24 protein-coding genes, 1 tRNA gene and 1 rRNA gene are annotated in these 26,947 nt (G+C 39.1%); 15 read left to right on the plus strand and 11 right to left on the minus strand.

Features of this window, described 5'->3' with window-relative positions; genetic code table 11:
- Nucleotides 1-205 precede the first annotated feature (205 nt).
- The 3 genes from LO761_RS04785 to LO761_RS04795 all read left to right on the plus strand — a co-directional run bounded on the left by LO761_RS04785 (nucleotide 206) and on the right by LO761_RS04795 (nucleotide 2,107).
- Entirely contained in the window at nucleotides 206-979 is a 774-nt protein-coding gene (locus LO761_RS04785) for a 5'-nucleotidase C-terminal domain-containing protein (protein ID WP_272817194.1), read from the plus strand.
- Between the two features lie 5 nt (nucleotides 980-984).
- Nucleotides 985-1,830 carry a bifunctional metallophosphatase/5'-nucleotidase gene (locus LO761_RS04790; protein WP_272817195.1) on the plus strand — a complete coding sequence of 282 codons (846 nt, stop codon included), beginning with the start codon at nucleotides 985-987 and terminating at the stop codon, nucleotides 1,828-1,830.
- A gap of 103 nt (nucleotides 1,831-1,933) precedes the next feature.
- Nucleotides 1,934-2,107 carry a DUF362 domain-containing protein gene (locus tag LO761_RS04795; RefSeq protein ID WP_272817196.1) on the plus strand — a complete coding sequence of 58 codons (174 nt, stop codon included), beginning with the start codon at nucleotides 1,934-1,936 and terminating at the stop codon, nucleotides 2,105-2,107.
- Nucleotides 2,108-2,858: 751 nt separating this feature from the next.
- Here LO761_RS04795 and LO761_RS04800 read toward each other — a convergent pair.
- The gene (locus LO761_RS04800) at nucleotides 2,859-3,251 is read right to left on the minus strand and encodes an L-rhamnose mutarotase (protein WP_272817197.1); all 393 of its coding nucleotides are present in this window, start codon (nucleotides 3,249-3,251) and stop codon (nucleotides 2,859-2,861) included.
- The gene (locus tag LO761_RS04805; protein WP_272817198.1) at nucleotides 3,251-4,222 is read right to left on the minus strand and encodes an ROK family protein; all 972 of its coding nucleotides are present in this window, start codon (nucleotides 4,220-4,222) and stop codon (nucleotides 3,251-3,253) included. The genes LO761_RS04800 and LO761_RS04805 overlap by 1 nt, the downstream gene beginning before the upstream one ends.
- Nucleotides 4,223-4,375: 153 nt before the next feature.
- Between LO761_RS04805 and LO761_RS04810 the strand changes: the two genes are divergently transcribed.
- The 5 genes from LO761_RS04810 to LO761_RS04830 are packed head-to-tail and all read left to right on the plus strand — an operon-like array spanning nucleotide 4,376 to nucleotide 10,040.
- Entirely contained in the window at nucleotides 4,376-5,095 is a 720-nt protein-coding gene (locus tag LO761_RS04810) for an ABC transporter ATP-binding protein (RefSeq protein ID WP_272817199.1), read from the plus strand.
- 1 nt (nucleotide 5,096) lies between these two features.
- Nucleotides 5,097-6,356, plus strand: coding sequence for an ABC transporter permease (locus LO761_RS04815; RefSeq protein ID WP_272817200.1), 1,260 nt, complete (start codon nucleotides 5,097-5,099; stop codon nucleotides 6,354-6,356).
- A complete protein-coding gene (locus LO761_RS04820; protein ID WP_272817218.1) occupies nucleotides 6,356-7,597 on the plus strand; it encodes an ABC transporter permease in 1,242 nt (413 codons plus the stop codon). Before LO761_RS04815 ends, LO761_RS04820 begins: the two co-directional genes overlap by 1 nt.
- A gap of 27 nt (nucleotides 7,598-7,624) precedes the next feature.
- A complete protein-coding gene (locus LO761_RS04825) occupies nucleotides 7,625-8,722 on the plus strand; it encodes an efflux RND transporter periplasmic adaptor subunit (RefSeq protein WP_272817201.1) in 1,098 nt (365 codons plus the stop codon).
- A 1-nt stretch (nucleotide 8,723) separates the two neighbouring features.
- Entirely contained in the window at nucleotides 8,724-10,040 is a 1,317-nt protein-coding gene (locus LO761_RS04830; protein ID WP_272817202.1) for a TolC family protein, read from the plus strand.
- A 99-nt stretch (nucleotides 10,041-10,139) separates the two neighbouring features.
- Here LO761_RS04830 and LO761_RS04835 read toward each other — a convergent pair whose 3' ends face one another.
- Together LO761_RS04835 and LO761_RS04840 are read right to left on the minus strand one after the other, a co-directional pair.
- Nucleotides 10,140-11,060, minus strand: a complete 921-nt coding sequence (locus LO761_RS04835; protein ID WP_272817203.1) for a hypothetical protein — start codon at nucleotides 11,058-11,060, stop codon at nucleotides 10,140-10,142.
- Between the two features lie 127 nt (nucleotides 11,061-11,187).
- Complete coding sequence (locus LO761_RS04840) at nucleotides 11,188-12,027, minus strand: CvfB family protein (RefSeq protein ID WP_272817204.1); 840 nt, start codon at nucleotides 12,025-12,027, stop codon at nucleotides 11,188-11,190.
- Nucleotides 12,028-12,161: 134 nt separating this feature from the next.
- Between LO761_RS04840 and LO761_RS04845 the strand changes: the two genes are divergently transcribed.
- Complete coding sequence (locus tag LO761_RS04845) at nucleotides 12,162-12,407, plus strand: putative signal transducing protein (RefSeq protein WP_272817205.1); 246 nt, start codon at nucleotides 12,162-12,164, stop codon at nucleotides 12,405-12,407.
- On the opposite strand, the gene LO761_RS04850 is transcribed toward LO761_RS04845, so the two are convergent.
- Together LO761_RS04850 and LO761_RS04855 are read right to left on the minus strand one after the other, a co-directional pair.
- Nucleotides 12,404-13,066: an ABC transporter ATP-binding protein gene (locus LO761_RS04850; protein WP_272817219.1), complete on the minus strand. Its 663-nt coding sequence runs from the start codon at nucleotides 13,064-13,066 to the stop codon at nucleotides 12,404-12,406. The genes LO761_RS04845 and LO761_RS04850 overlap by 4 nt on opposite strands.
- 13 nt (nucleotides 13,067-13,079) lie before the next feature.
- Nucleotides 13,080-15,221 carry a cation:proton antiporter gene (locus LO761_RS04855; protein WP_272817206.1) on the minus strand — a complete coding sequence of 714 codons (2,142 nt, stop codon included), beginning with the start codon at nucleotides 15,219-15,221 and terminating at the stop codon, nucleotides 13,080-13,082.
- A 136-nt stretch (nucleotides 15,222-15,357) separates the two neighbouring features.
- On the opposite strand from LO761_RS04855, the gene LO761_RS04860 reads away from it, so the two are divergent.
- Nucleotides 15,358-16,368: an aspartate-semialdehyde dehydrogenase gene (locus LO761_RS04860; RefSeq protein ID WP_272817207.1), complete on the plus strand. Its 1,011-nt coding sequence runs from the start codon at nucleotides 15,358-15,360 to the stop codon at nucleotides 16,366-16,368.
- 141 nt (nucleotides 16,369-16,509) lie between these two features.
- Nucleotides 16,510-17,256, plus strand: a complete 747-nt coding sequence (locus tag LO761_RS04865; protein ID WP_272817208.1) for a NigD1/NigD2 family lipoprotein — start codon at nucleotides 16,510-16,512, stop codon at nucleotides 17,254-17,256.
- Between the two features lie 423 nt (nucleotides 17,257-17,679).
- Here the strand turns inward: LO761_RS04865 and LO761_RS04870 are convergent, their stop codons facing one another.
- Nucleotides 17,680-18,288, minus strand: a complete 609-nt coding sequence (locus LO761_RS04870; protein WP_272817209.1) for an FKBP-type peptidyl-prolyl cis-trans isomerase — start codon at nucleotides 18,286-18,288, stop codon at nucleotides 17,680-17,682.
- A 6-nt stretch (nucleotides 18,289-18,294) separates the two neighbouring features.
- The gene (locus tag LO761_RS04875; protein WP_272817210.1) at nucleotides 18,295-19,836 is read right to left on the minus strand and encodes a glycine--tRNA ligase; all 1,542 of its coding nucleotides are present in this window, start codon (nucleotides 19,834-19,836) and stop codon (nucleotides 18,295-18,297) included.
- 150 nt (nucleotides 19,837-19,986) lie between these two features.
- Between LO761_RS04875 and LO761_RS04880 the strand changes: the two genes are divergently transcribed.
- The 4 genes from LO761_RS04880 to LO761_RS04895 all read left to right on the plus strand — a co-directional run bounded on the left by LO761_RS04880 (nucleotide 19,987) and on the right by LO761_RS04895 (nucleotide 24,708).
- Nucleotides 19,987-22,686, plus strand: coding sequence for a DNA gyrase/topoisomerase IV subunit A (locus tag LO761_RS04880; RefSeq protein ID WP_272817211.1), 2,700 nt, complete (start codon nucleotides 19,987-19,989; stop codon nucleotides 22,684-22,686).
- Nucleotides 22,687-22,688: 2 nt separating this feature from the next.
- Nucleotides 22,689-23,534: a DUF3316 domain-containing protein gene (locus LO761_RS04885; protein WP_272817212.1), complete on the plus strand. Its 846-nt coding sequence runs from the start codon at nucleotides 22,689-22,691 to the stop codon at nucleotides 23,532-23,534.
- 1 nt (nucleotide 23,535) lies between these two features.
- Entirely contained in the window at nucleotides 23,536-24,564 is a 1,029-nt protein-coding gene (locus tag LO761_RS04890) for a S41 family peptidase (RefSeq protein WP_272817213.1), read from the plus strand.
- A 62-nt stretch (nucleotides 24,565-24,626) separates the two neighbouring features.
- Nucleotides 24,627-24,708, plus strand: a tRNA-Leu gene (locus LO761_RS04895).
- Nucleotides 24,709-24,899: 191 nt separating this feature from the next.
- On the opposite strand, the gene LO761_RS04900 is transcribed toward LO761_RS04895, so the two are convergent.
- The 3 genes from LO761_RS04900 to rrf all read right to left on the minus strand — a co-directional run.
- A complete protein-coding gene (locus LO761_RS04900; RefSeq protein WP_272817214.1) occupies nucleotides 24,900-25,532 on the minus strand; it encodes a helix-turn-helix transcriptional regulator in 633 nt (210 codons plus the stop codon).
- Nucleotides 25,533-26,001: 469 nt separating this feature from the next.
- Nucleotides 26,002-26,754 (minus strand): DNA alkylation repair protein, encoded by a 753-nt coding sequence (locus LO761_RS04905; protein WP_272817215.1) that lies wholly within the window; start codon nucleotides 26,752-26,754, stop codon nucleotides 26,002-26,004.
- A 111-nt stretch (nucleotides 26,755-26,865) separates the two neighbouring features.
- A 5S ribosomal RNA gene (gene rrf, locus LO761_RS04910) occupies nucleotides 26,866-26,947 on the minus strand; the annotation flags it as partial.

Consider the following 26,947-nt stretch of genomic DNA (forward strand, 5'->3'; position numbering starts at 1 on the left):
CTTAAATTAAATAAGTTAATAAATCAGTCTCATATAATTGACAAAGCAAATCTCATACAATGGAATAGCAAGTAACCTGTGCTAAAGATACTATTAAATTTTTATATACAAAAAAAATAAATGTTTTTTCTTCTTCATGAAGATTTCTGAATAAACAATCAAATAGTTATCTTTTTTTCTTAATTTTGCAAAAAATCATCCAAATATGAAAATAAAGAATATACAACTCATCGCGGTTATGGCCTTTGGATGTTTAATTGCTGCCGGATGTAAATCGCATTACCAAATGACATCATTTACGGGAGGAAGATACGCAATAGATTCCAAATATGATGTAAACCAAGACAGGGACGCAATAACAATCATAGCACCATATAAAAGAACAGTAGATAGCATCATGTCTCCAATAATAGGACATTCCGATCATCTGCTAACTGCATACCGTCCGGAAAGCGAACTTTCAAACTTAGTGGCCGACATACTTCGAAACGCAGTTTCAGAATATACAGGTAAACCTGCCGATGTTGGCATAATGAATATGGGAGGGTTACGAACTTCACTTCCGGAAGGTGACATCACGTTTGGTAACATTTACGAGATTACGCCTTTCGAAAACTCACTTTGCATCATTAAAATGAGTGGAAAAGATTTGAGAAGCATCTTCTCGGATATGGCAAAGGTCCACGGAGAAGGGTTGAGTGGTGCCCAACTCGTTATAAGCAAAGAAGGTGAACTAATTAGCGCAAACGTTTCCGGCCGGAACTTGGATGATAACAAAACGTATGTTATAGCAACCATAGATTATATAGCCGAAGGTAACGATCACCTGAATACATTCAGAAAATTCTCTGACGCAGAAAAAATAATGCCCAAGGGGACTACGGTACGACAACTGTTTCTTAACTATGTTACAGCCACAGAACGTCAAGGGAAAAAAGTCAATTCAAAAATTGAAGGCAGAATCATTGTTAAAGAATAAATAACATGAAACAAATCTATCTTATATTAATAGCCGTTTTGATTGGTTTGCCTGTATCGGCACAAAATACAAAAGAACTGTTCATTCTTCATACCAACGATACCCATAGCCGGATAGAACCTTTATCTGAGACTGATCCCGATCCGAATATCGCCGGTAATGCCGGATATGTTCGTAGGGCTACCTTCATTAAACAGATGCGAGAAATACATCCAAACTTATTATTGTTTGACTGTGGAGACATATCGCAAGGCACTCCTTATTATAATATGTATAAAGGAGAATTAGAATTTAAACTAATGAACGAAATGAAATACGATGCTGCCACCATCGGAAATCATGAATTCGATTTTGGATTAGATAATATGGCACGATTGTTTAAGATGGCAAATTTCCCGATAGTTTGTGCTAATTACGATGTCCGAGGAACTGTTTTAGAAGGTTTGGTTAAGAAGTATATCATTCTAAAACGGAATGGAATAAAGATTGGAGTATTCGGTCTGTCTCCCGAAATAGACGGATTGATTCAAGCCTCAAAATGCGAAGGTGTAAAATACGAATCTCCAAAGACTGCGGCCCAACATGTGGCACATTTTTTGAAACATAATAAGAAATGCGATGTCGTAATATGTCTTTCACACATGGGGTGGAAAGATTTGAACGATTGTGACTTTGATTGGATTCCAACAACTAAAGATGTAGATGTAGTTCTTGGCGGTCATTCCCATACCTATATGAAAGAACCTAAGCTGGTCAAGAATGCCAACGGAGTTGAAATTCCTGTTCAACAAGAAGGTAAGCATGGGGCTTTTGTGGGGGTGATGAAATTGATATTGGAAAAGAAAAAGTAATTTAGATTAGAAACAAATTATTTCATTTTTTCATCTGATTGATAACAGTAGATGAAAAAAGACGTATATTTGCAATGAATAACTAACTTTAAAAATTGAGAATATGGCTTACGTAATTAGCGATGATTGTGTCGCTTGTGGTACTTGTATTGACGAATGTCCGGTAGGTGCTATCTCTGCGGGAGATACAAAGTATTCTATTGACCCTGCTACATGCGTAGAGTGTGGTACTTGCGCTGATGTTTGTCCTTCAGGCGCAATTTCATTAGGCGAATAATACAATCAGAGAACTTACAAAAGAGAGGGGATGTGTCAGAATTCGACACATCCCGTTTTTTGTTTATATATGGTTATTGAAATTTTATGCCATGAACGCTAAATGTCTGGCATGATGTTTCTGCGCTTCAATACAAATAAATAAGGAGAATTCAAAACGAATTAAAAATAACACAAGCCGTGTATCATTTCTTCTTTGTAAATGAATACACGGCTTGCGGGGACACTGACAATATACTACTATACAACTGCTGATACGGTGCATATAAACGAATAAAGTGATACGTATGAGTTGCTCAACTGATACGCATGAGTTTGACAATTCATCCGCATGAGTTGACCGGTTCATCCGCATCAGTTTGTTGGTTCATCCGCATGAGTTTGTTGGTTCATACATATCACTTTTACTAATCTCTTTATGGCAAAGTTAATACATCTAATAAATTACCATCCATCATTCTCATTTCATCCTAACGTATAGTATATAATTTCTTTTTTAACCCCAATCGGTCAATAATATGCTTTAAGATTTTCAAACTTGTTTTAGGCTGTTTTTTGCTTTCGATGGCGTTTATCGGGCTAAATAACAGAGAAAGCAGACGAAAAGCGGCAAAGCAGATTGTAAAGATAAAGAATAGCATCGTATCCGCTTGAAAAGAAACCTTTTTGCGTTCTATCAGCCAATTGGAGGGTTAAGCACCTTATAAACACATAAAAAGAGAGTGTGCCTAAATAAGCACACCCTCTGTTTTTTATTTATCATATAAATGGAACATCCTATCCATAAGTTTCCATTTCTGATCAGAAGTTACTCCCGGACTTGCGTCCTGAAACTCAGCCATGTAATCTTCCCATTCAGCCTGACGAGGTAAAGTTGCCAACTTAGCCATTGCTTTATCCCAATCAAAATCTAAAGGAGTCTCAACAATCATAAATAGCGTCTTCCCCAAGATATAGATTTCCATTTCAAGTATACCTACCTCACGAATACCTTTCAATATCTCCGGCCAAGCGTTTTCTTCCGCATGACGGCGGCGATATTCTTTAATCAGATCCGGATTATCTTTCAAATTCAAAGTCTGACAATATCGTTTTACAGGTCCGTGATACTCTTGTACCCGGTATCCTTGTTTCTTTTCCTCCATTATTTAGCTTCCCAGCCTAAAGCACTTGCGCCAAGCACTGCCGCATCTGCGTCTTTCAATTCAGAAAGCAATAACTTAGTCTTGCCTTTAAAAATTTTCAACACATGGTCATCTATAGCTTTCTGAACAGGCTTAAAGATGAAGTCACCTGACTTTGCCAAACCACCGAACAAAATAATAGCCTCGGGGCTGGAGAATGCAATGAAATCGGCTAAGGCTTCACCAAGGATAGTACCCGTGTAATCGAAAATATCCTTTGCTAACTCATCACCCTTAACGGCTGCGTCATATACATCTTTAGATGTAATATCTTCTGCTGGAATTTGGCGTAACAAACTTTCTTCCGGACGAGCTACTAAAAACTCACGTGCAGTACGTGCAACACCGGTTGCGGAACAATATGCCTCCAAACAGCCCTTACGTCCACATCCACAAAGACGTCCGTTCTCACGGCGAACAGTAACGTGTCCCAACTCACCGGCAAAACCGTCATGACCATAAACCAATTGCCCATTAACAACAATACCGCTACCAACGCCTGTTCCCAATGTAATCATGATGAAATCTTTCATACCACGGGCAGCGCCATAGGTCATTTCACCAATAGCCGCGGCATTAGCATCGTTTGTCAAAGCGCATGGAATACCGACAGCCTCCTCAAACATCGCTGCCAAAGGAATAATTCCCTTCCAAGGAAGATTGGGAGCAAACTCAATAGTACCACTATAATAGTTTCCATTTGGAGCACCAATACCAAAACCTTTAAAAGATTCAATACCGCCGAATTGGGTTATTAAAGGCTTTATTTTTTCTGATATAGCCTTTACATAATCCTCAATATGAACATACTGTTGAGTCTTAACTGAATCTGTAGCCAATACGTTACCACGTTGATCTACTACCCCGAAGACGGAATTTGTACCGCCTATATCCATACCTAAAACGTATGGTTTCTCTGTACTTACTGCCATGATATTATTTTTAAAGTTCTAAAAATTTACAACACAAATGTACAGAATCTATGTGAACAAGCAAATTTTTCCGGAAATATTTATTTTTTTAATGTAACATTTTATACTTTTGCACTGTCTAACTTTAGTAGTTGAGAATAATATACACAACAAATGATCCACTTAAAGAATATCAATAAAACATATAATAACGGCACTCCGTTACATGTACTGAAAGGAATAGACCTCGATATTGATAGAGGTGAGTTCGTTTCTATCATGGGTGCTTCCGGTTCCGGTAAATCTACCTTATTAAATATATTAGGTATACTTGATAATTATGATTCCGGCGAATATTATCTCAACGATGTGCTTATCAAAAATTTAAGTGAAACGAAGAGCGCAGAATACCGTAACAAAATGATCGGTTTCATCTTTCAGTCGTTTAATCTTATCGCTTTCAAAGATGCCATGGAAAATGTGGCCCTTCCTCTCTTTTATCAAGGTATAGGACGAAAGAAGCGCAACCAGATGGCAATGGAATACTTAGAACAATTAGGATTGAAAGACTGGGCACATCACATGCCGAATGAGCTGTCCGGAGGACAAAAGCAACGTGTCGCCATTGCGAGAGCACTGATTACCAAACCTCAGATTATTTTAGCTGACGAACCTACCGGTGCACTGGACAGTAAAACATCGGTAGAGGTGATGAACCTTCTGAAAGAGTTGCATGATAACGAAGGACTGACCATTATTGTGGTAACTCACGAAAGTGGTGTAGCCAATGAAACAAATAAGATTATTCACTTGAAAGATGGTATAATAGAGAATATTGAAAATAACATGAACCATCATGCTTCTATCTTTGGTGTAAATAGTATAATGAAATAAAATGATTGATCTGATACAGGAAATATACGGCACAATCAAACGGAACAAATTACGTACATTCCTCACGGGCTTTGCTGTCGCGTGGGGAATCTTTATGCTGATAGTACTGCTCGGATCCGGAAACGGATTGATTCATGCTTTCACTAATGCAGCTGCCGATATAGCTTCCAACTCAGTAGAGATTTATCCGGGAATCACTACAAAAGCATATAAAGGATATAAAGAAGGAAGGGCTATTCGTCTGACTGTTAAAGATATCCAATTGACTGAAGATGCACTGATCGATCGACTGGAAGAAATCGGTGCTGTCATTTCGCCGGGGAATCAAAACTTAAGTTATAAAGGAAACTTTGTTTCAACAAACCTGAATGGTACTTTCCCGATTTACCTAAAAATACAAGGTTATAAAATAAAGGAAGGAAGATACATCAACCAAATAGATATCAAAGAGAAAAGGAAAGTTATCGTACTAAATGAAAAGACGATAGAACAGCTGTTTAATAAATCGGAACAAAATGACGCCATAGGCAAATACATCAATTCAAGCGGTATAGCCTATAAAATAATAGGCATATACAAGTCACAAGGAAATATGATGCCGGGGGCCTATATTCCTTTTTCTACCGCAGCTATTATTTATAATAAAACGAATGATATCAGTGAACTAAATATGCTTACTAAGGATATCAACACCAAAAAGGGCTTTGAAAAGTTCGAAACAGATATCCGTCAGAACTTAGGAGCAAGACATGACTTTGATTCAGAAGACAATAGTGCTATCTGGATTTGGGGAATGTTTGAACAATTGGAGCAACAGGCTACAGCAACAAGACTTCTGCGAATTGCGATTTGGATTATCGGAATATTTACATTGTTAAGCGGAATCGTCGGAGTAAGCAATATTATGTTGATTACCGTCAAAGAGCGGACAAAAGAATTTGGAATCCGTAAAGCCTTGGGAGCTAAACCAATGTCTATTCTCAGGCTGATTATAATCGAAAGTATTACCATTACTACCATATTTGGTTATATTGGAATGATAACCGGTATAGCCGCAACAGAATATCTAAATGTAATATCAGGTAATAAAGTTGTCGATATCGGAATAACACAACTCACGATATTTTCTGATCCGACAGTCGACCTAAGTATTGCTATTGAAGCTACACTCACCTTGATTATTGCAGGAACATTAGCCGGTTTCTTCCCTGCAAGGAAGGCCGTTATGATTAAACCAATAGAAGCATTAAGAGCAGAATGATACGAATAGATTTAGATAAATGGGAAGAAATTCTTATTACCATTACACGTAATAAAACAAGAAGTCTGCTCACTGCTTTCGGTGTGTTCTGGGGAATCTTTATGCTAATCGCACTAATGGGTGGAGCTAAAGGACTGGAAGAAATGATGGCAGTCAATTTCAAAGGATTTGCTACCAATTCAGCCATATTTGGCACAAACAGGACAAGCATAGCATATAAAGGATTCCAAAAAGGACGGTCATGGGACCTGGAGTTAAACGACATCAATAAGATAAAAAAACAAGTTTACGAAGTGGATGTGGTTACTCCAACAGTAAGCAACTGGGGGTCAAAAGCTATATATGAGGATAAAAGCTCCGATTGTGTTATAAAAGGTTTATATCCTGAATATGAAAAAATAGAAAGTCAGGGCATTACAATGGGGCGTTTCATTAACGACGTAGATGTTCGTGATCGACGAAAAGTTTGTACCATTGGAAAGAAAATATATGAGCAACTCTTTCCAAACAAAGAAAACCCATTAGGCAAATTCATTCGTGTAGACGGTATTTATTACCAAATAATAGGAATGAGCCAATCGGTTGGCAAGATGAGCATCAATGGTGGTATAGAACAAAGTATCGTACTTCCTATAACTACTATGCAACAGGCGTATAACAGGGGTAGAAAAGTTGACCTGATATGCATCACAGCAAAATCCGGGCATACAGCAACCGAAGTAGCAGAAAAAGTTGAAGCGGTTATCAAACAATCACATTATATCCATCCTGATGACAAGCAAGCCGTTATGATGGTAAATACCGAAGCCATGTTCGGTATGGTGGATAATCTGTTCGCCGGAATGAAATTACTCTCATGGATGGTAGGCTTAGGTACCTTGTTGGCAGGAGCCATCGGAGTAAGTAATATTATGATGGTAACGGTTAGGGAGCGTACCAGTGAAATAGGAATTCGCAGAGCTATTGGTGCACGGCCAAAAGATATATTAAGCCAAATCCTCTCCGAGAGTATGGTATTAACAACTACTGCCGGCATGTTCGGTATCTGCTTTGGAGTGCTTATCTTGCAAATGCTTGAGATAGGCACCGCCCAATCAGATACCCCGGGAGAATTTCAAATCAGCTTTTGGGCTGCTATTGGGGCATGTGCATTGCTAATGGTATTAGGTATGTTGGCAGGTTTGCTACCTGCATACAGAGCGATGGGCATCAAGCCAATAGATGCTATAAGAGACGAATAAAATAGAAATTAAATAAAAAACATATTTATGAAGAAGTATTTCAAATTTGTAGTACTTGGAATCATTGCCTTGATTTTTATTGGAACATTTGCTTTCTTATATAGCAAATCGAGACCAAAAAAAATTTCCTATGAGACAGTCAAAGCTGAAGTTAAAGATCTTCAGAAGTCAACTATTGCGACGGGGAAGATTGAACCTCGTGATGAAATTCTTATAAAACCGCAAATATCAGGCATCATAGACGAAGTTTACAAAGAAGCCGGTGAACAGATAAAAAAAGGTGAAGTCATTGCAAAAGTAAAGGTTATCCCTGAGTTAGGGTCTCTGAATTCCGCAGAAAGTCGTGTTCGTTTAGCTGAGATTAATGCAAAACAAAATCAGACAGACTTTGACCGTATGAAGAAGCTTTACGAAGATAAACTCATTAGCAGCGAAGATTACGAAAAAAGCGAGATTACTCTGAAGCAAGCTAAAGAAGAATTACAAACAGCCAAAGATAATTTGCAAATCATCAAAGAAGGCATTACAAAAAATAGTGCTTCATTTAGTAGTACGCTCATTCGCTCTACCATTGACGGATTGATTTTAGATGTTCCTGTTAAAGCCGGCAACTCGGTTATTATGAGTAACACTTTTAATGATGGTACAACTATCGCTTCCGTAGCAAATATGAATGATTTAATCTTTAAAGGGAAGATTGATGAAACTGAAGTTGGGCAAATTCACGAAGGTATGCCTGTAAAAATCACTATCGGAGCATTACAGGATATGAAGTTTGATGCCAAATTGGAATATATCTCTCCAAAAGGTATAGAAGAAAACGGAGCTAATCAGTTTGAGATAAAAGCTGCTATTACAGTTCCAGATTCCGTTACGATCCGATCCGGATACAGTGCCAACGCAGAAATTGTATTGGCAAGTGCTTCAAAAGTGCTGACTATTCCTGAAAGCAGCTTAGCATTTAATGAAGACTCTACTTTCGTTTTTCTGTTGAACAGCAAATCTACTGCTCAAAAATTTGACAAAAGACTGATTACTACCGGACTGAGCGATGGGGTTGATATAGAAGTGAAAAGTGGATTGAAAGCGGGTGATATTATTCGCGGTAAAGAAAAAGAGAATTGATATGAAGAAACCTTTCCTACTTATATTAGCTGTTGTCTCTGTCATCCCGACTTTCGCGCAAGAAGAATGGACGCTGACAAAATGCATCGATTATGCCTTAGAACATAACCTGACAATCAAGCAACAAGAGGCAACAAGAGATTCCCGCAAGGTTGATGTGAATACAGCCAAATGGAGACGGCTGCCTAATTTGTCCGGTGACGTAAACCAATCATTCAACTTTGGACGAGGCCTACAAGTTGATAATACGTATGCCGATCGGAATACACGTTCGTTTAGTGTGAGTCTCGGAACTAATGTACCATTATTCACCGGACTGGAAATTCCCAATTCCATAGCACTCAGCAAATTGAACCTGCAGGCAGCCATTGAGGACTTGAATAAAGCAAAAGAAGATGTAAGCATTCAAGTTACATCCTATTATCTTCAAGTACTTTATACCGAGGAATTAGCTAAGATAGCTCACAGCCAATTAGAATTAAGCAAGGAACAACTTGATTCCAAGATTGAGTTCTTCAAAAACGGAAAAGCAGCAGAAGCAGAAGTCTATGAAGCCAAATCAAGAGTTGCGCAGGATGAGCTTTCGGCAATTCAAGCTGATAATAATTATAATTTGGCTGTTCTCGACTTAACACAGATATTAGAATTGCCTTCACCGGAAGGTTTCAAAGTAGTAGCTCCCACAAAGGAGTATTCTTTTGAGACACTTGCTTTACCCGAAGCCATTTATAATGAAGCTTTAACCTTTAAACCGTCTATTAAGGCTGCCCAATATCGACTTGAAGGTGCCGACAGAAGTATAAAGATTGCCCAAAGTGCCTTATATCCTCAACTAAACTTACAAGCAGGATTAGGAACCAACTATTATAATGTCTCGGGAATTAAAAATATCAGTTTCGCCGATCAGTGGAGTCAAAACTTTGCAAGATATATCGGGGTCAGCCTCAGTATACCTATATTCAATCGGTTCCAAACACGTAATAATATAAGAAAAGCAAGAATTGACAAAACAAATCTCACTTGGCAATTGGAAGAAAGCAAGAAGACGCTTTATAAAGAGATTCAACAAGCCTATTATAATGCGGTAGCTGCTGAGAGCAAATATAAAAGCAGCCAAACGGCAAGCGAAGCAGCTGAAGCTTCATTTAACTTAATAAAAGTGAAATATCAGGAAGGAAAAGCCAATGCTACAGAATATAATGAATCGCGTACCAATTGGATGAAAGCTGTCTCCGACTTGGCTCAAGCTAAATACGAATATCTGTTTCGTACAAAAATCTTAGACTTCTATAAAGGAACGCCAATCGCCTTGAAATAAAATTTAAAACATATAAACAAAAAGAGGATGTGTCTGTTCGACACACTCCTCTTTTCTATTACAGACAATTGAAAAGTAAAGCAATTCTATATTTTAAAATTAACGATGTCTGCTTGCGCCACCAACATTATTGTCATGTCTCGAAGAAGTATTCTCTGATCTTGTTGAAACACTCCCACTTCTGACTTCACTTCTATTCTCAACTCTCGTAGAACGCTCTTTGCGGGAATTATTATTGTAATGCATCTTTCGATCTTCCGAAGAATATCTCATATCCACTCCGTTACGATTAGAGTTTCCGGCTCTTACACGTTCTCTACTGTTATCAAAATTATTATTGCCCCTTCTGTTATCGTCATAACGACGACTATTTACTTCCGGACGACGATTATCTGTTCGACCTATTCTGTAAACATCGTCACGCCCTCTTCTGTTATCCATTCTCGGAACAGGATGATGTCCAAGGTCCCGACCGCGTGCTATTCTGAAATCTCCTTTGAAAACTTCAAATCCACGATAACGACGATGGTGAATCTCATAGAAGCTACGATTACCAAAATGAGTACGATAATGTCCACCGCAATAAGTGCGATAACCTATCGGCACATCAAAATAGAAGAAATTATGATTCGTATAAACTTTAAAGATTCCTAAGTTCCAAGAACGACGATAAGTGTACACCGGACGATAGAAATAAGAAATCTGCATAAAACGGCTGTACTGATAGCTTGACAATATCCAACGAAGATCATCATTACGAATATCAAGGAAATTGTAGTATTCATTTAACGCATACTCATCACCTCTTGCCACCGCTTTCATAATAGGATCTACTTGATACATGAAATCAAAATTAACTTCATATACATCATTATATTGCTCTGATGAAAGCTGTAGTTCATACGCCATACGATCGGTGAGAAATCGAACGTTTCTGCGCATCTTATTTAAACTCATAGCTGATACGGATAATGTACCGAACATGACGATCATCATCCAAAGTGCAGTTAACTTTTTCATGGCTGTTGTATTTAAAATGTTCGACATCTTTTTTTCTTTTTCCTATCACAAAAATAAAGGAAGAGAAATACTCAGCCAATTGAAATTCCCTAATTACCAAAAGGACTTTCCCTATTTCTATTAGGGATTATCCTCTAACGAGTTTTATGCCATTATCATCCAACAAGATAAGACGCTTCTTATAAAGATCGCCAACCGCTTTCTTAAATGTTTTTTTACTTACTCCAAATGCTCTGTATATATCATTAGCCTCACTTTTATCGTTAAACTCGGTATGACCTCCGTGCTCCCTTATATAATTTAATAAGGTCTCAGCGAAGCTGTCTACTTTCTTATAACCTCCCTGTTGTAACTCCAAATCTATCTTTCCGTCCTCACGAATCTGCTTAATATAGGCCTGCGTCTTCTGCCCTACATCAATCAACTGAAAAATTTCGTCTTTATATAACAAGCCACTGAACTTATTCTCTATAATGGCTTTATAACCCAAATCTGTCTGCAGCCAAATAAGTATATCTACCTTCTGCCCTGCCTCATACTCGAAAGTATCTTTCGAAAGGAAACGCTCCACTCTTGCTGACGCCATAATACGATAGCTCTCTTCATCTACATGAACATGAACAATATACTTATGTCCTTTTTGCATCCGCGTCTTTTGTTCGCGAAACGGACAAAACAAATCCTTCATCAGTCCCCAATGAAGAAATGCACCAAACTTATTTACCCAAACCACCTCAAGATACGCAAACTGACCAACCTCCGCTAAAGGTTCTTGTGTAGTAGCTATAAGACGTTCATCCTGATCCAGATAAAGAAAAACATCCAATTTATCTCCTACCATACATCCTTGCGGAACGTAACGCGAAGGAAGCAAAATCTCTCCGTCATCACCTCCGTCCAAGTAAACGCCGAAATCTACTTCTTTTACTACCTCAAGCGTATTATGTTTTCCTAATTCTATTTCCATATTTTTCTATTTTTTCTGTAAAGATAATCTTTTTCATGTTAAATGACCTTTTTAACATGAAATAAATGAATGAAAATTTGGAAACATGCTGATAAAATAATATATTTGTTTATCACCTATAAAAATATACGACTATGAAAACAATAACACTTACTTATTGCAAGAGTACCATTGAAGCACATCGCATTAAAGATGTCTTAGAAGAGCAAGGCATTCAATGTATTCTCCAGAATGAGAATATAACTCACGTTTTAATACCTTTTCCAAAGTTTGAGATTCCTATCTTTGTTGACGAGGATGATTTAAAGAAAGCTCAAGATATTCTGAAAGAACTATTCCCTGAGAAAATTATTGGAAACGATTCTATTTATTATTTCTAACTTAGTTCTCCTGATATCCGACCATCTAATAGATGAATGATCCTATCTGTCAATTTGGCCAAGTTCTCGTCGTGAGTTACAATAACAAATGTCTGATTCAGCTTGTTACGCAAGTTGAAGAACAATTGATGTAGCTCTTGCTTATTGACAGTATCCAGACTTCCGGAAGGCTCGTCGGCAAGGATAACGGAAGGATTATTTATGAGCGCACGTCCTACTGCCACACGTTGCTTCTCTCCTCCCGACAATTCTGCAGGTTTATGTGAAGCACGATCTTTCAATCCTAACATATCCAATATATCCAACGCTTTCTTCTTGGCAATCGAAGCTGATTCCCCCGCTATCAATGCCGGAATCATGATATTTTCCATAGCAGTAAATTCAGGAAGCAACTGATGAAACTGAAATACAAAACCTATTTGCTTATTACGAAAGGCCGACAATTCCTTTTCCGCCAACTTGCTCACATCCGTTCCTTTGATTATCACCGATCCACTATCAGCCTTATCTAATGTTCCCATAATCTGAAGTAATGTCGTCTTTCCCGCGCCACTCGGACCGACAATACTCACCACTTCTCCTTTTTCTATATTCAAATCTATATCTTTTAGCACCTGTAGTGTACCAAAACTCTTTTTTATTCCTTTTAATTCTATCATCATAACCGTAATATTAATCTTCTTTCTTCGTTAGCTTTGAGAATCGATCGACAATCTTATCGTATAAAGTAATGGACACCGGCTTCCGAATAATCGGGTTTGCAAACGAAACAATGTCTTGCGGACTGGCAAATTGATCAGGATAAATAATCAATAAACTGTTATTGGCAAAATATTTACTAAGTTGCTGAGGCAATTTCTCAAACGAAGATTTGTACGAAATAGATCCTGATCGGGAAGAAACCACCACAAACAAATGGTCATAGCTAACCTGACCGGTAAGAAGTAACAAATCATCCCAATCCTCCAGTTCGGAGAACTCGGCAAACTGACCGCCATCTTTCCGTTCTACAATATTCTGAATCAAGACGGTAGTAGACTTCGTAGCAAAGAAGCGAATACGACACCCCAACTGACGTGCCATTCGGCACAACTGAATGATCCACTTCACAAATCCTGCCTCATATTCGGCTTTCTCAGGAACAGCTACCACTATTCTGCGTAAGGTATTCACCGGCATCAGTAGTTTGGCAATCATCACCTGACGTTGAGTTTCTTCCAACAAACGCTCTGTCAAAGAACCAAGAAAAGAATCCATCAGTTTTTCTTTCCGATGCAAACCGATGACCACATCGGTTGCCGAATTTTCTTTCAGCGTATGAATGATTCCCTGAGCAATATTCATATCATAACGCAACACGGTCTTTACCGTAGCATTGACCGCGGCACCCAACTTTGCGGCCAGCTCCAAGTTCCGTTTGCTTATACGTTCCTTTACTTCCAATGCATTATTATCATTAATCACGCTTAATGCTACCAATGGAGCTTTCTCTTTACTCGAACGAAGCGTCAATGCCATCTCCATCAAACCTTCTATATTATCCGGATTAGAAACAGGTATTAAGAATATCTCCTGCTCATGATTCACAGAATCGGCACTCAACTGCTGCTGTGTCACTATCTGGCGAGCAGCTCGTTCAGTAATCATTGAACTGATAATACATGTAACAAGTATCATCACTATGGTTCCATTCAGCACATTATCGTCAAGTAAACGTTCTCCATTCGCCATAACTATCCCATGCCCTACCATTACAGTGGCCAACGCAGCAGCGGCATGAGCATTTGTCATTCCAAATAGAACCTTTCGCTCCACATTCTGTAATCTGAATATTTTCTGGATAATATAACAAGGTATCCACTTGACTATCATAGCAACAATAGTCATCACTGCCGCCACATAAAGGGCAAAACCGCCGACAAACAAACTCTTTATATCAATAATCATTCCCACACCTATCAAGAAGTATGGAATAAACAGCGCGTTACCTACAAACTCTAACCGACTCATCAATGGAGACACATGAGGAACGAACCTGTTCAGCACCAGACCTGCAAGAAAAGCACCTAAAATACCCTCCATTCCCACAATCTGCATCAGCGCGGCTCCCAAGAATACCATGGAAAGTACAAATACAAACTGCATTACTGCATCATCGTACCGGCGAAAGAACCAACGACATAAACGGGGCATAAAAAAGGAAATCAGCGCAGTAAGAACAAACACATTGATTAAAAGCAGCACCCAGAACCATGAACTCTGATTACCCAACTTATAGGTTCCACTTATCACCGCTAAAATAATTAACGCAAAAAGTACGGCTACAATTGTCCCCGCAATAGAAATACTTGAAGACCGCTCCCGCGACAGACCATACCGGCTTATAATAGGATAAGTAATAAGCGTATTGCTGGCATAGATACTGGCCAATAAAACAGAAGACATTAAACCATAATGCAATAAGGAATGATTGGCTATAAAACCTATTATCATCGGAATGGCGAAAGTCAGCAGTCCGAAGACGATACCTTTTAACCGGTTCTTCTTGAAATCGTCCATATCCAACTCCAATCCGGCAAGAAACACAATATAGTACATGCCCACCTTACCGAAAAGTTCAAAGCTATCATCATAAGCCAGAATATTCAAACCATCCTTCCCGATGAGAATACCGGCAAGAATCATTCCCACAATATGTGGAATACGAAGCTTACCCATCAGCAGCGGAGCAAAGAGAATAATCAATAGCACCAGGAAGAAAATCCAGGTTGGATCAGTGATGGGGAAATGTATGGAAAAACCTAAAAAATCCATGATGCTTGCTTTCAACTGAGCAAAAATACAAAAAATCTGATTGAACTTAAAGATATAATACAAAATGTTGTATTTTTGCAAAAGAATAAAGCTAAATGCTTTATTTATAAATAAAATACATAAATATATAACTAAAATGAGAGTAGCTATAGTTGGCGCAAGTGGTGCTGTAGGGCAAGAACTCCTTCGCATCCTTTCAGAGAGAAACTTTCCTCTTGACGATTTAGTATTGTTTGGCTCGGAACGCAGCGCTGGACGTACATATAATTTCAAAGGTAAAGACTATCAAGTTAAACTTCTTCAACATAACGACGATTTTAAAGATATTGACATTGCCTTTGCGTCGGCAGGCGCAGGAACCAGCAAAGAATATGCCGATACCATCACTAAGTTCGGTACCGTTATGATTGATAACTCCAGTGCTTTCCGTATGGATGACGATGTTCCTCTGGTCGTTCCGGAAATTAATCCGGAAGATGCGCTGAACCGTCCGCATAATATCATCGCTAATCCAAACTGCACGACCATTATGATGGTTGTCGTCTTAAATCCTATTGATAAATTGAGCCATATCAAGCGTATCCATATCGCTTCTTATCAGAGTGCCAGCGGCGCGGGAGCTGTTGCCATGGCCGAATTGGAACAACAGTATAAAGAAATGATACAAAACGGTAAAGTAAGTACCATCAACAAGTTCCCTCATCAATTGGCATATAACGTTATCCCTCAGATAGATAAGATGACCGAAAACGATTATACCAAGGAAGAAATGAAGATGTTTAACGAGACTCGTAAAATTATGCATAGCGATGTTCGTACCAGCGCTACCTGCGTCCGTGTCTCTTCCCTTCGCTCTCATTCCGAATCTGTTTGGTTTGAAACGGAAAGACCGCTGACCGTTGATGAAGTTCGCGAGGCCATTGATTCCGCTCCGGGATGTACTCTCGAAGATGATCCACAAAACTATGTTTATCCTATGCCACTGGAATCTGCCGGAAAAGATGACGTATTTGTCGGACGTATCCGCAAAGACTTGGCTGATGATTATGGAATGACGCTCTGGCTTACCGGTGATCAAATTCGTAAAGGAGCTGCTCTGAACGCTGTTCAAATAGCGGAATATCTTATTCAAGTAAAGAATATCTGATACATCTTTTATATGAATGAAGAGGACATGCCGACGCATGTCCTCTTTCTTTTGCTCATCATTAATATATCTTAACTTTTCTCCACGCAGTTTTTTCCCTTTTCTTCATTTATATGATAGAAAAACAGAAAAACAATTAAAATGAAAAAATCTCTTTTAAGTTTATTAGGTTTAGGTTTGATAACCTTCACTTTTGGGTTGCAATCATGCAACGATGATAACGACTGGAACAACAGTCGGATGTTCCCATCGGCTTTGGTAACCGTAAAACCAAACGTAGACAATTCTTCTTTTTATTTACAATTGGACGACATTACTACACTGGCTCCGACAAACATGACTACTTCCCCGTTCGGAACGAAAGAAGTTCGTGCACTGGTTAACTATACCGAAGTTGAAAAGCAAACAAATACCGCACATAGCCGAGCTGTAAAAATCAACTGGATAGATAGTATTCTGACAAAGCCTACTGCCACCTCTTTCGGCAAGAATCTGAATATAGAAAAATACGGTAACGACCCTGTCGAAATAATAAACGATTGGGTAACCATAGCCGAAGACGGTTATCTTACGCTCCGCTTCCGCACATGCTGGAGATACGGCGTCAAACACTATGTCAACTTGGTTATTACGCCCGACGAAACGAACGCGTATAATGTTACTTTCTACCACAACGCAAAAGGTGATAAAGACGGTCGGGTAGGTGATGCGTTGGTTGCGTTCAATTTAAGTGATCTGCCCGATACTCAGGGAAAAACAGTGAATTTGAAACTCAATTGGATGTCATTCTCCGGAGAAAAGTCGGCTACATTTAAGTATTGTACCCGTAAATCTACCAATACAAAGAACAGCATTACCGAAGGAAGCTTTGTAAACAGTGTTCAATAATCTTCATATAAATTATAATAAGACAAATTAAGAAACCATTTTGATGATTATAGAGGGTGTGCCTTGAGGGTATACCCTCTTTCTTTTATCATTTAATAAAGTGATGGAGATTAAGAATAAAAGTGTTGCGTATCAACGACCGAAGTCATCCGCATCATTTTATCGTTTCACAGCTGTGAAACGATAAAGTCATCCGCATGAACGGAAAGAAAGATACGTATTGAAATGTATCTGATTAAAGACAATAATATTATATTGTTGTTCAACCGGAATAAGTAATGCCTTAAAACAAGTCAACTCCTCTGATTCGCTGTTTTCCGGCAAATAAAAAACATAGTTTGCTTTGCCAAGCATCAAGCACTAATAATAAAGCTCTCTGCAATTTTCCTGCAAAGAGCTCTATTGATGATGTATTGATACAACTTATTTCTTGCCTTTAAGAGGACGAACGTTGGCCAGATATAAATCAAATATCAACGTAGAATATCCTTTAATACCTTTATAATCTGATTTGCCATAACCCAACTGATACGGAATATATACCATCCAATGGTCACCTTCCGCCATGTTCAGCAAAGCCGATGAGAATCCTGTTACAAAGCCGGAAGCAAGGCTGGAACTCGTAGCAACTGTTTCCTTATTTAACTGACCGGAATAGGTCGCATCGAATGTTCTAACCGTCCCATCACTCAAATGAATTTGTTTACCGATATAAGCAATAGAAACAGTATCGGTAAACAAAGGAATCGCACCATTGCCTTTTTCCAAGATCTTGCAATATACATAATCTTCTATCTTTCCATCCATATTCAACGTACCCGGAAACTTATAAGTATGGACAATTTTCCAAGTTCCCGGTTCTGTTCCATTATTAGCTTTCGCAACAGCTGCGATAGAATCAATATAGTTCTCATTACGAGTTTGCCAGTTGGCATACAAATCTTCATCCTCATCGTGTGTTTTACACGAAGAGAAAGGTATCACGGCCATAGCCAATAGGCAACCAAAGATAAAGAATAATCCCTTCTTCATATTTAATTATTGCAAAGTTTTTAACAGACCGATGATGCTTACCTTATCGTGAAGTAACCCGTTCAGCTCGGGAACGGCAACACGAATCTGTTCCATTGTATCACGATTACGTAACGTTACGGTATTATCTTCCAAAGTTTGATGGTCGACTGTAACACAATATGGAGTGCCAATAGCGTCCTGACGACGATAGCGTTTGCCAATACTGTCTTTTTCATCGTACTGACAATTGAAATGAAACTTCAGTTCATTACGGATATCAAGAGCTTTTTCAGCCAAACCGTCTTTCTTTACCAATGGTAAGATAGCCAACTTAACAGGAGCAAGCTGCGCAGGCAACTTCAATACTACACGGGTTTCGCCATTCTCCAAAGTCTCCTCTGTATATGCGCCGCACATCACGCTTAGGAACATACGGTCGACGCCAATAGATGTTTCAATGTCGTACGGAGTGTACGACTCATTTAGTTCAGGATCGAAGTACTTGATGCTCTTACCCGAGAATTTCTCATGCTGAGAGAGGTCGAAATCGGTACGACTGTGAATGCCTTCCACTTCTTTAAAGCCGAACGGCATCTTAAACTCAATATCGGTAGCGGCATTAGCATAATGAGCCAACTTTTCATGGTCATGAAATCGATAGTTCTCTGATCCGAATCCCAATGCTTCATGCCATTTCATACGTATTTCTTTCCACTTCTTAAACCATTCTATCTCGGTACCCGGACGAACGAAGAACTGCATCTCCATTTGTTCAAACTCACGCATACGGAAAATAAACTGACGAGCTACAATCTCATTACGGAAAGCTTTTCCAATCTGAGCAATACCAAACGGAATTTTCATACGACCGGTCTTCTGAACGTTCAAGAAGTTAACAAAAATTCCCTGAGCAGTCTCTGGACGGAGATAAACTTTCATAGAGCCTTCGGAAGTAGAGCCCATCTCGGTAGAGAACATCAAGTTGAACTGACGAACATCAGTCCAATTACGTGTTCCACCGATAGGGTCAACAATACCTTCGTCAAGAATAATCTGCTTCAACTCATCCAAGTCATTGGCATTCATCGCGCTTTTATAACGTTCATGCAATGCATTACGCTTTTCAGTATCTTCTATCAGTTTCTGACTGGTTGCGCGGTATTTGGCTTCATCGAATGAATCACCAAACCTTTTGGCAGCCTTAGCCACTTCCTTATTTATCTTCTCATCATACTTGGCTATCTGATCCTCAATGAGCACATCGGCACGATAACGTTTTTTAGAATCACGATTATCAATTAAAGGATCATTAAACGCGTCAACATGCCCTGAAGCCTTCCAGATAGTAGGATGCATAAAGATAGAAGAATCGATACCGACAATATTTTCGTGCAAGAGCACCATACTTTGCCACCAGTATTGTTTAATATTGTTCTTTAATTCCACACCATTCTGACCATAATCGTATACCGCGGCTAAACCATCATATATCTCACTGGATGGAAAAACAAATCCGTATTCCTTGCTATGTGAAACGATTTTCTTAAAAACGTCTTCTTGTGCCATTTCCTTATTAAATTATATCTTTACAAATGAGCCACGAAAAGCTTGTTTCAACTCCTTCGTGACTAAATAATGCGCAAATCTAATATTTTTTTCCAATAAAATTGTTATTTTTGCATACATTCATTACAAGTTAAGGATTTTAAATAATTTATGAGCGACGAAATAGACGATATAAAATACACCGATCCGGAGAATCAACCGGCTGAGGAAGGAAGCCACTCTGAGTACAAGCCTGCTGACGAAAGGAAAGATACCGGAGTCACTCACCAGTTGAGTGGTATGTATAGGAACTGGTTTCTGGACTATGCCTCGTATGTTATTCTGGAACGAGCAGTACCGCATATTAACGATGGTCTGAAACCTGTTCAACGCCGTATTCTTCACAGCATGAAAGAGATGGACGACGGACGTTACAATAAAGTGGCTAACATTGTAGGTCACACCATGCAATACCATCCACACGGCGACGCGTCCATAGGCGACGCATTGGTACAGCTTGGGCAAAAAGATTTATTGATAGACTGCCAAGGAAACTGGGGAAACATTCTCACCGGTGACCGTGCTGCCGCTTCCCGATATATTGAAGCACGATTATCAAAGTTTGCCAACGACGTAGTATTTAACCCAAAAACAACGGAATGGCAATACTCTTACGATGGACGACACGAAGAGCCGGTTACATTACCTGTTAAGTTTCCTCTACTATTAGCACAAGGAGCTGAAGGTATCGCTGTAGGTCTGTCATGTAAGATTCTTCCACATAACTTCAACGAAATTTGTGACGCGGCCATCTCTTATTTAAAGAATGAGCCATTCCAGCTCTATCCCGACTTTCCTACCGGTGGTTCCATTGATGTATCAAAGTATAATGATGGAGCACGAGGCGGTGTAATCAAAGTACGTGCAAAAATTAATAAGGTAGATAACAAGACACTGGTTATTACTGAATTGCCATTCGGAAAGACCACCTCTTCCCCCCCCGACAGACCTTCATCTTCATTGCCTGACTCTATTCTAAAAGCAGTAGAAAAAGGAAAAATCAAAATTAAGAAGGTAGATGATAACACAGCAGCCGATGTGGAAATTATCGTACATCTTGCTCCGGGAGCTTCATCAGATAAAACCATTGACGCACTATACGCGTTCACCGACTGTGAAGAAAGCATCTCTCCGAACTGTTGTGTCATTGACGGAAAGAAGCCATGTTTTCTGACGGTCAGTGATATACTCTGTAAATCGGTAGATAACACAAAAAATTTGCTCCGCAAAGAACTGGAAATCAGAAAGAATGAACTGCTGGAGAATTTACATTTCTCATCATTGGAACGCATTTTCATCGAAGAACGTATATATAAAGGTAAAGAATTCGAGCAAGCCCCAAACATGGATGCCGCCTGTGCCTATGTAGATGAACGATTGACTCCGTTCTATAAAGATATGATCCGTGAAGTAACCAAAGACGATATTTTAAAACTCATGGATATAAAGATGGCTCGTATCTTAAAATTCAATAAAGACAAAGCGGAAGCTGCCATCGCTCGTATCAAGGATGAAATAAACGATATAAACGAAAAGCTAAATCACTTGATAGAGCATACCATAGCATGGTACACTATGCTGAAAAACAAATACGGTGCCCAATTCCCACGTCGGACAGAGATACGTAACTTCGACACCATAGAAGCTACCAAAGTAGTGGAGGCTAACGAGAAACTGTATATCAACAGAGAAGAAGGCTTCATAGGAACTTCACTGAAAAAGGATGAATTCGTAGCCAACTGCTCGGATATTGACGATGTGGTGCTGTTTTATAAAGACGGTAAATGCAAGATTGTCAAAGTGGCCGATAAACTTTTCGTGGGGAAAGATGTAATTTATATCAATATCTTTGAGAAAAACGATAAACGTACCATATATAATGTAGTATACCGCGATGGAAAGAATGGCTTCTACTACATCAAACGCTTTAACCTGACATCATTAAACCGTGATAAAGAATACGACATAACAAAAGGCAAGCCCGGATCACGCATTATTTACTTCACAGCCAATTCAAATGGAGAGGCAGAAGTTATAAAAATCACGTTGAAACCGAATCCGCGTATCAAGAAAATTACATTCGAGAAAGACTTTAGTGAAATACTTATCAAGGGACGGCAGGCAATGGGCAATATTTTGTCGAAAAACGAAATACACCGCATAGCTCTTAAGCAACGCGGAGGCTCAACCTTAGGCGGACGAAAAGTCTGGTTCGATCCGGATATTCTGCGAATCAATTATGATGAGCACGGAAAATATTTAGGCGAATTCCAAAGCGATGACCAGATTTTGATCATTCAGGAAGATGGCCAATTCTATACTACCGACTTCGATGCTAACAATCATTACGAACAAGGTATTAAGATCATAGAGAAGTTAGACATAAATAAAGTATGGACAGCCATTCTTTTTGATGCTGATCAAAAAGGTTATCCGTATTTGAAACGATTCAATTTGGAAGAATCTTCTAAGAAACAACCCATATTGGGAGCCAACCCTGAAAGTAAACTTATTTTGTTGTCCGACACTACATATCCTCGTTTCGAGGTAAAGTTTAGCGGACTTGATGATTTCCGTGATCCATTGATTATTGACGCAGAGTCGTTTGTCAACGTAAAAAGCTTTAAGGCAAAAGGAAAACGAATCTCCACATATACAATTGATACGGTTACTGAGCTGGAACCAACGCACTTACCTAAACCTCCAAAAGAAGAGAACGAAGAAGAAGAGGCTCCCAATGAAGATCCGGATGCAGGAAAGAGTGATTCCGATTTAATAGATGAAATGACCGGTCAGATGAAGCTATTCTAAACATGAAAAAAGGAATCGTATCATTGTTGCTATTTGTACTTTGCGTCTGTACATACGGACAGGAGGACAGCCTTCGGACCAACAGATACGTAGTGAGGTCGACCATGTTTGGAGTCGGCTTCACCAATCTTTTGGATACTTATCTTTCCCCTCTCAATTATAAGGGGGGAGAGTTCCGTATCATCAATGAACGCATGCGAATGACCAATTTGATGAAGGGAAAAGTATCCATCCAGAACATGTTCCAAATGAATATCGGCATAGCAAACAATAAAGCAGCTACCGGAACTGAAATGTTCGGCATGGCCAACTGGAACACAGCATGGCATTATCAGCTAAAAGTAAACGATAAGCTTAAACTGTTATTCGGTCCGGCTATTGACCTCAATGCCGGCTTTGTATATAACACCCGTAATTCTAATAATCCGGCACAGGCCATTGCCAATGGAAATATGGATATATCGGGTATGGCTATTTATCATTTCAGAATAAAGAATTATCCAATGGTAGCCCGTTACCAAATGAATATTCCAATGATGGGCGTTATGTTCTCTCCGGAATATGGAGAATCGTATTATGAAATATTCGAACTGAAACATGAAGGTAGCAATGTAGTATTTACCACTCCGTTTAACAGACCTTCGTTTCGTCAATTTATCTCACTTGATTTCCCCATTAATATAGTCAATCTGCGTTTAGGATATATGGCCGACATTCAGCAATCGAAAGTCAATCATATAAAAAGTCATATATGGAGCCATGCGCTGGTTATTGGTATCGTAAGAAATTTCTATATCATAAAAGGAAAGAACAAAGTTTCTTTACCGTCAAAAGTAACTGCATTCTAATATGAATAAATTGTACTCACTTTTTACAGCTATTATTTTAATTATCACAATGACATCATGCGTGAATGAAGACTCTTTCGACAATTCTCCCAAAGGAAACTTTGAGCAACTATGGAAAATTATTGATGAACATTACTGCTTCTTAGATTATAAAAATAAAGAATACGGATTAGATTGGGACGCGATACATACTACCTATAAAAATAGAATTACATCGACGATGACCAGTAAGGAACTCTTTGATGTACTGAGTGATATGGTAAACGAATTACACGATGGACACGTGAATTTAGTTTCGAAAGATCGCACGTCGCAATACCGTATATGGTATGATGCATACCCGCGAAACTTCAACGACAGTATACAAAGCAACTATTTGGGAAAAGATTATCTTTATTCCTCCGGATTGAAATATTGCATTCTTGACGATAATATCGGATACATTTATTGCGGAAGTTTTGAATACACATTTGGGAACAGTGCGTTAGACGAAATCCTGACCTATTTATCTGCTTGTAACGGATTAATTATGGATGTTCGTAATAACGGAGGGGGAAACCTTACTTCTGCGGAAGCTTTAGCATCCCGCTTTACCAACAAAAAAATACTAACAGGCTATATGCAATACAAAACAGGAAAGGGACATCATGACTTTTCTTCTCCTGAAGCCGTCTATACCGATACACCAACAGACAGAGTACGGTGGCAAAAACCTGTAGCTGTGCTCACTAACCGTCGCTCATATAGCGCGACAAACGATTTTGTCAATCGGATGAGCCAATTTGATAATGTAACAATAATAGGAGATAAAACAGGTGGTGGTTCCGGCTTACCTTTTACATCTGAAATTTCAAACGGATGGAGTATCCGCTTTTCTGCCTGTCCCATGTTTGATCCAAGTATGAATCAAATTGAATTCGGAATAGATCCGGACATCAAGGTAGATATTACATCGGACGATTACAATCGAGGAATAGATACCGTCATAGAACGTGCCCGTGCACTCTTAATTATAAAAGCAAATCAATAATATTTCTGTTTCTTTTTGCAATATCCAAAATATTATATACTTTTGCAAATGCTTACGTGTATGCGCCTGTGGCGTAATTGGCAGCCGCGCTAGACTTAGGATCTAGTGACGTGAGTCGTGTAGGTTCGAGTCCTATCAGGCGCACTAAGAAAAAGAAATGATGCGTATGAATCGATTGATTTGTACGCATCATTTCTTTAAAACTTCTGATGAATACGCAAATTCACCCGCATCTCTTTTCGCCTGTGTATAGCAATGCACACGCAACCGGCGCAAAGGTGCAAAATGACATAATCAGGGCGTGCCGATGGCGCACCCTGATTCGTGCTGTAAGCTCACAGCGCAAATCGCCCCAAGTCGCCTTCCTCTCGCAAAGCCCAGCGGCGCTCGCCGGGCGCACAGCCGAGGTCGCGGCGATAGGCATAGAACAGATTGGTGGAAGAGCCGATGCCGCTTCGGTGCGCCACTTCTTCCATCGTCATGTTGGTGTAGCGCAGCAGTTCGTCAGCCATGCGCATTTCCCAGCGGAAGCGAAAGTTGACGGCCTCGATTCCCGTTAGCAGGAGGCAAAGGCTGTCTAAGTCGCGCGACAGAATGCCGTGGCGTTTGTAGAAATCGGTCATGGTGGGATGTCCCTCGTGCAGATAGTCGGCAAAGTCGTCGAGAATGTTCACTCCCGTTGGCTTGCGTTCGTCTTCTATCGACACATAGTAGACGGTTCCGTCGGGTTCATAGAGTCTTTTTTTCGAGAAAACGCTGAAATAGATATCGTCGAACTTAAATTGCGGTTCGCTTTTGAGGGTTCTCAGTTTCAGCTGTCGCGGCGGCTTATGCCATGATTCTGTTTCGTAGTGGCGAGGATAGCATTTGTTTCGTTTGCCCATAGTTTTCGTTGTTTTTTGCTTGTTGCTGATTGTTTGCCTACAAATATACCACGATTTTTCCTCCGTTACAAGTTTTTTCGGCATAATATCGGGCAGATTTATTAACCCACTGGCTTTTGGGTTAATATCGCTCGTTGTATATATTAACCTATCGTTTTGGGGGTTAGTATCACTCGTTACATATATTAACCCACTATTTTTGGGGTTAGTATCACTCGTTGCATATATTAACCCACGAATTCATGGGTTAATATTTACGACTGAAAATGCTTTGCCGAGGCTGTGATTGGTACTGGAGACGGGAAAAAAGGAGCGTGTGCCGGGTGAACTGCCCATTATCAAAATTATGGTGTTTTGTTTGAACTCGGTCTTACTTATAGGTTTAATTCAAATAACATTAAACCTAAAAAAGCATCAAAGAAGATTCAAAATAGAGATGTGTTAAACTTTGGAGACTAATTGAAAAACTACTTTTAAGAATTAAATATTCAAAGCATTCGTTTTTCTTATTTATCAAATTGATTATAAATAAATGCACATTAATATGAATAAACTATGGTTTCATATTTAAGAAGTTCTTACGTTCAGTCTCAGGATATTTTTCTATAGCATATCGCAACATTGTGCGAGGCATTTCCACAGCATACTTACATAAAAAGTCAGTCAATTGCTTCTGATTTCTTTTCCCTGCTTCCCGAAGCATCCAACCAACTGCCTTTTGTATTAGGTCATGTGGGTGATGAAGTAGTTTCAAAGCAAGCTGATAAGTATCTTCGCAGTCTCCACGACGAATAAAAGCATAAGTTGAAACAATTGCAATACGTTGTTTCCAAAGCGACTTGCTATCAGCCAATTCATAAAGAACACTCCTATCCTTATCCATCAAATAATCGCCCACAATGGTCGGAGCTGTTAAATCAACCAAATCCCAATTGTTTACTCCTTTCGTATGTTTTAAATAGAAAACAAAATACTCCTTACACAAAATTTCTAATTCCTTTAAAGAATGGCATTTAAGCCAACTCCTCGACTTAGCAATTTTCAAGTGTTCAACCATAATCAGTAACCCACACATACGCATCTCATGCCATGGAGATTTTATCAATGCTTGAATATCATATAAAGACAACTTCAAATATTTTTTTGCAACCTTCCGAATATCCGGAACAACAACACCCATAAACTTATCCCCCTCAGCATATTCTCCACGCCTTGTTTTAAAGAATTTAGAAAGAACATTTCTCTTCTCTTCGGAACCCAAAGAAGCAAGTTCTTGAAAAATAAGATTTGTTACACTTAATTTCATATTGATTATCTTAACACTCCATCCATCCTCATTACATTATATGAATAATTAACAAGAATAATCTTTACCATAAAAAAAGAGGAGTCTTTCCTGTTCAAGGAAGACTCCTCAAGAAGGCAGCTGCCTACTCTCCCACTCTGACGCAGTACCATCGGCGTGACGGGGCTTAACTTCTCTGTTCGGAATGGGAAGA

The sequence above is a fragment of the Phocaeicola oris genome (assembly GCF_021295095.1).
Lineage (GTDB): Bacteria > Bacteroidota > Bacteroidia > Bacteroidales > Bacteroidaceae > Phocaeicola > Phocaeicola oris.

Coding starts and splice junctions, on each gene's coding strand:
- LO761_RS04785 (WP_272817194.1), top strand. CDS start 206: ATGAAAATAAAGAATATACAACTCATCGCGGTTATGGCCTTTGGATGT.
- LO761_RS04790 (WP_272817195.1), top strand. CDS start 985: ATGAAACAAATCTATCTTATATTAATAGCCGTTTTGATTGGTTTGCCT.
- LO761_RS04795 (WP_272817196.1), top strand. CDS start 1,934: ATGGCTTACGTAATTAGCGATGATTGTGTCGCTTGTGGTACTTGTATT.
- LO761_RS04800 (WP_272817197.1), bottom strand. CDS start 3,251: ATGGAGGAAAAGAAACAAGGATACCGGGTACAAGAGTATCACGGACCT.
- LO761_RS04805 (WP_272817198.1), bottom strand. CDS start 4,222: ATGGCAGTAAGTACAGAGAAACCATACGTTTTAGGTATGGATATAGGC.
- LO761_RS04810 (WP_272817199.1), top strand. CDS start 4,376: ATGATCCACTTAAAGAATATCAATAAAACATATAATAACGGCACTCCG.
- LO761_RS04815 (WP_272817200.1), top strand. CDS start 5,097: ATGATTGATCTGATACAGGAAATATACGGCACAATCAAACGGAACAAA.
- LO761_RS04825 (WP_272817201.1), top strand. CDS start 7,625: ATGAAGAAGTATTTCAAATTTGTAGTACTTGGAATCATTGCCTTGATT.
- LO761_RS04830 (WP_272817202.1), top strand. CDS start 8,724: ATGAAGAAACCTTTCCTACTTATATTAGCTGTTGTCTCTGTCATCCCG.
- LO761_RS04835 (WP_272817203.1), bottom strand. CDS start 11,060: ATGAAAAAGTTAACTGCACTTTGGATGATGATCGTCATGTTCGGTACA.
- LO761_RS04840 (WP_272817204.1), bottom strand. CDS start 12,027: ATGGAAATAGAATTAGGAAAACATAATACGCTTGAGGTAGTAAAAGAA.
- LO761_RS04845 (WP_272817205.1), top strand. CDS start 12,162: ATGAAAACAATAACACTTACTTATTGCAAGAGTACCATTGAAGCACAT.
- LO761_RS04850 (WP_272817219.1), bottom strand. CDS start 13,066: ATGATAGAATTAAAAGGAATAAAAAAGAGTTTTGGTACACTACAGGTG.
- LO761_RS04855 (WP_272817206.1), bottom strand. CDS start 15,221: ATGGATTTTTTAGGTTTTTCCATACATTTCCCCATCACTGATCCAACC.
- LO761_RS04860 (WP_272817207.1), top strand. CDS start 15,358: ATGAGAGTAGCTATAGTTGGCGCAAGTGGTGCTGTAGGGCAAGAACTC.
- LO761_RS04865 (WP_272817208.1), top strand. CDS start 16,510: ATGAAAAAATCTCTTTTAAGTTTATTAGGTTTAGGTTTGATAACCTTC.
- LO761_RS04870 (WP_272817209.1), bottom strand. CDS start 18,288: ATGAAGAAGGGATTATTCTTTATCTTTGGTTGCCTATTGGCTATGGCC.
- LO761_RS04875 (WP_272817210.1), bottom strand. CDS start 19,836: ATGGCACAAGAAGACGTTTTTAAGAAAATCGTTTCACATAGCAAGGAA.
- LO761_RS04880 (WP_272817211.1), top strand. CDS start 19,987: ATGAGCGACGAAATAGACGATATAAAATACACCGATCCGGAGAATCAA.
- LO761_RS04885 (WP_272817212.1), top strand. CDS start 22,689: ATGAAAAAAGGAATCGTATCATTGTTGCTATTTGTACTTTGCGTCTGT.
- LO761_RS04890 (WP_272817213.1), top strand. CDS start 23,536: ATGAATAAATTGTACTCACTTTTTACAGCTATTATTTTAATTATCACA.
- LO761_RS04900 (WP_272817214.1), bottom strand. CDS start 25,532: ATGCCGAAAAAACTTGTAACGGAGGAAAAATCGTGGTATATTTGTAGG.
- LO761_RS04905 (WP_272817215.1), bottom strand. CDS start 26,754: ATGAAATTAAGTGTAACAAATCTTATTTTTCAAGAACTTGCTTCTTTG.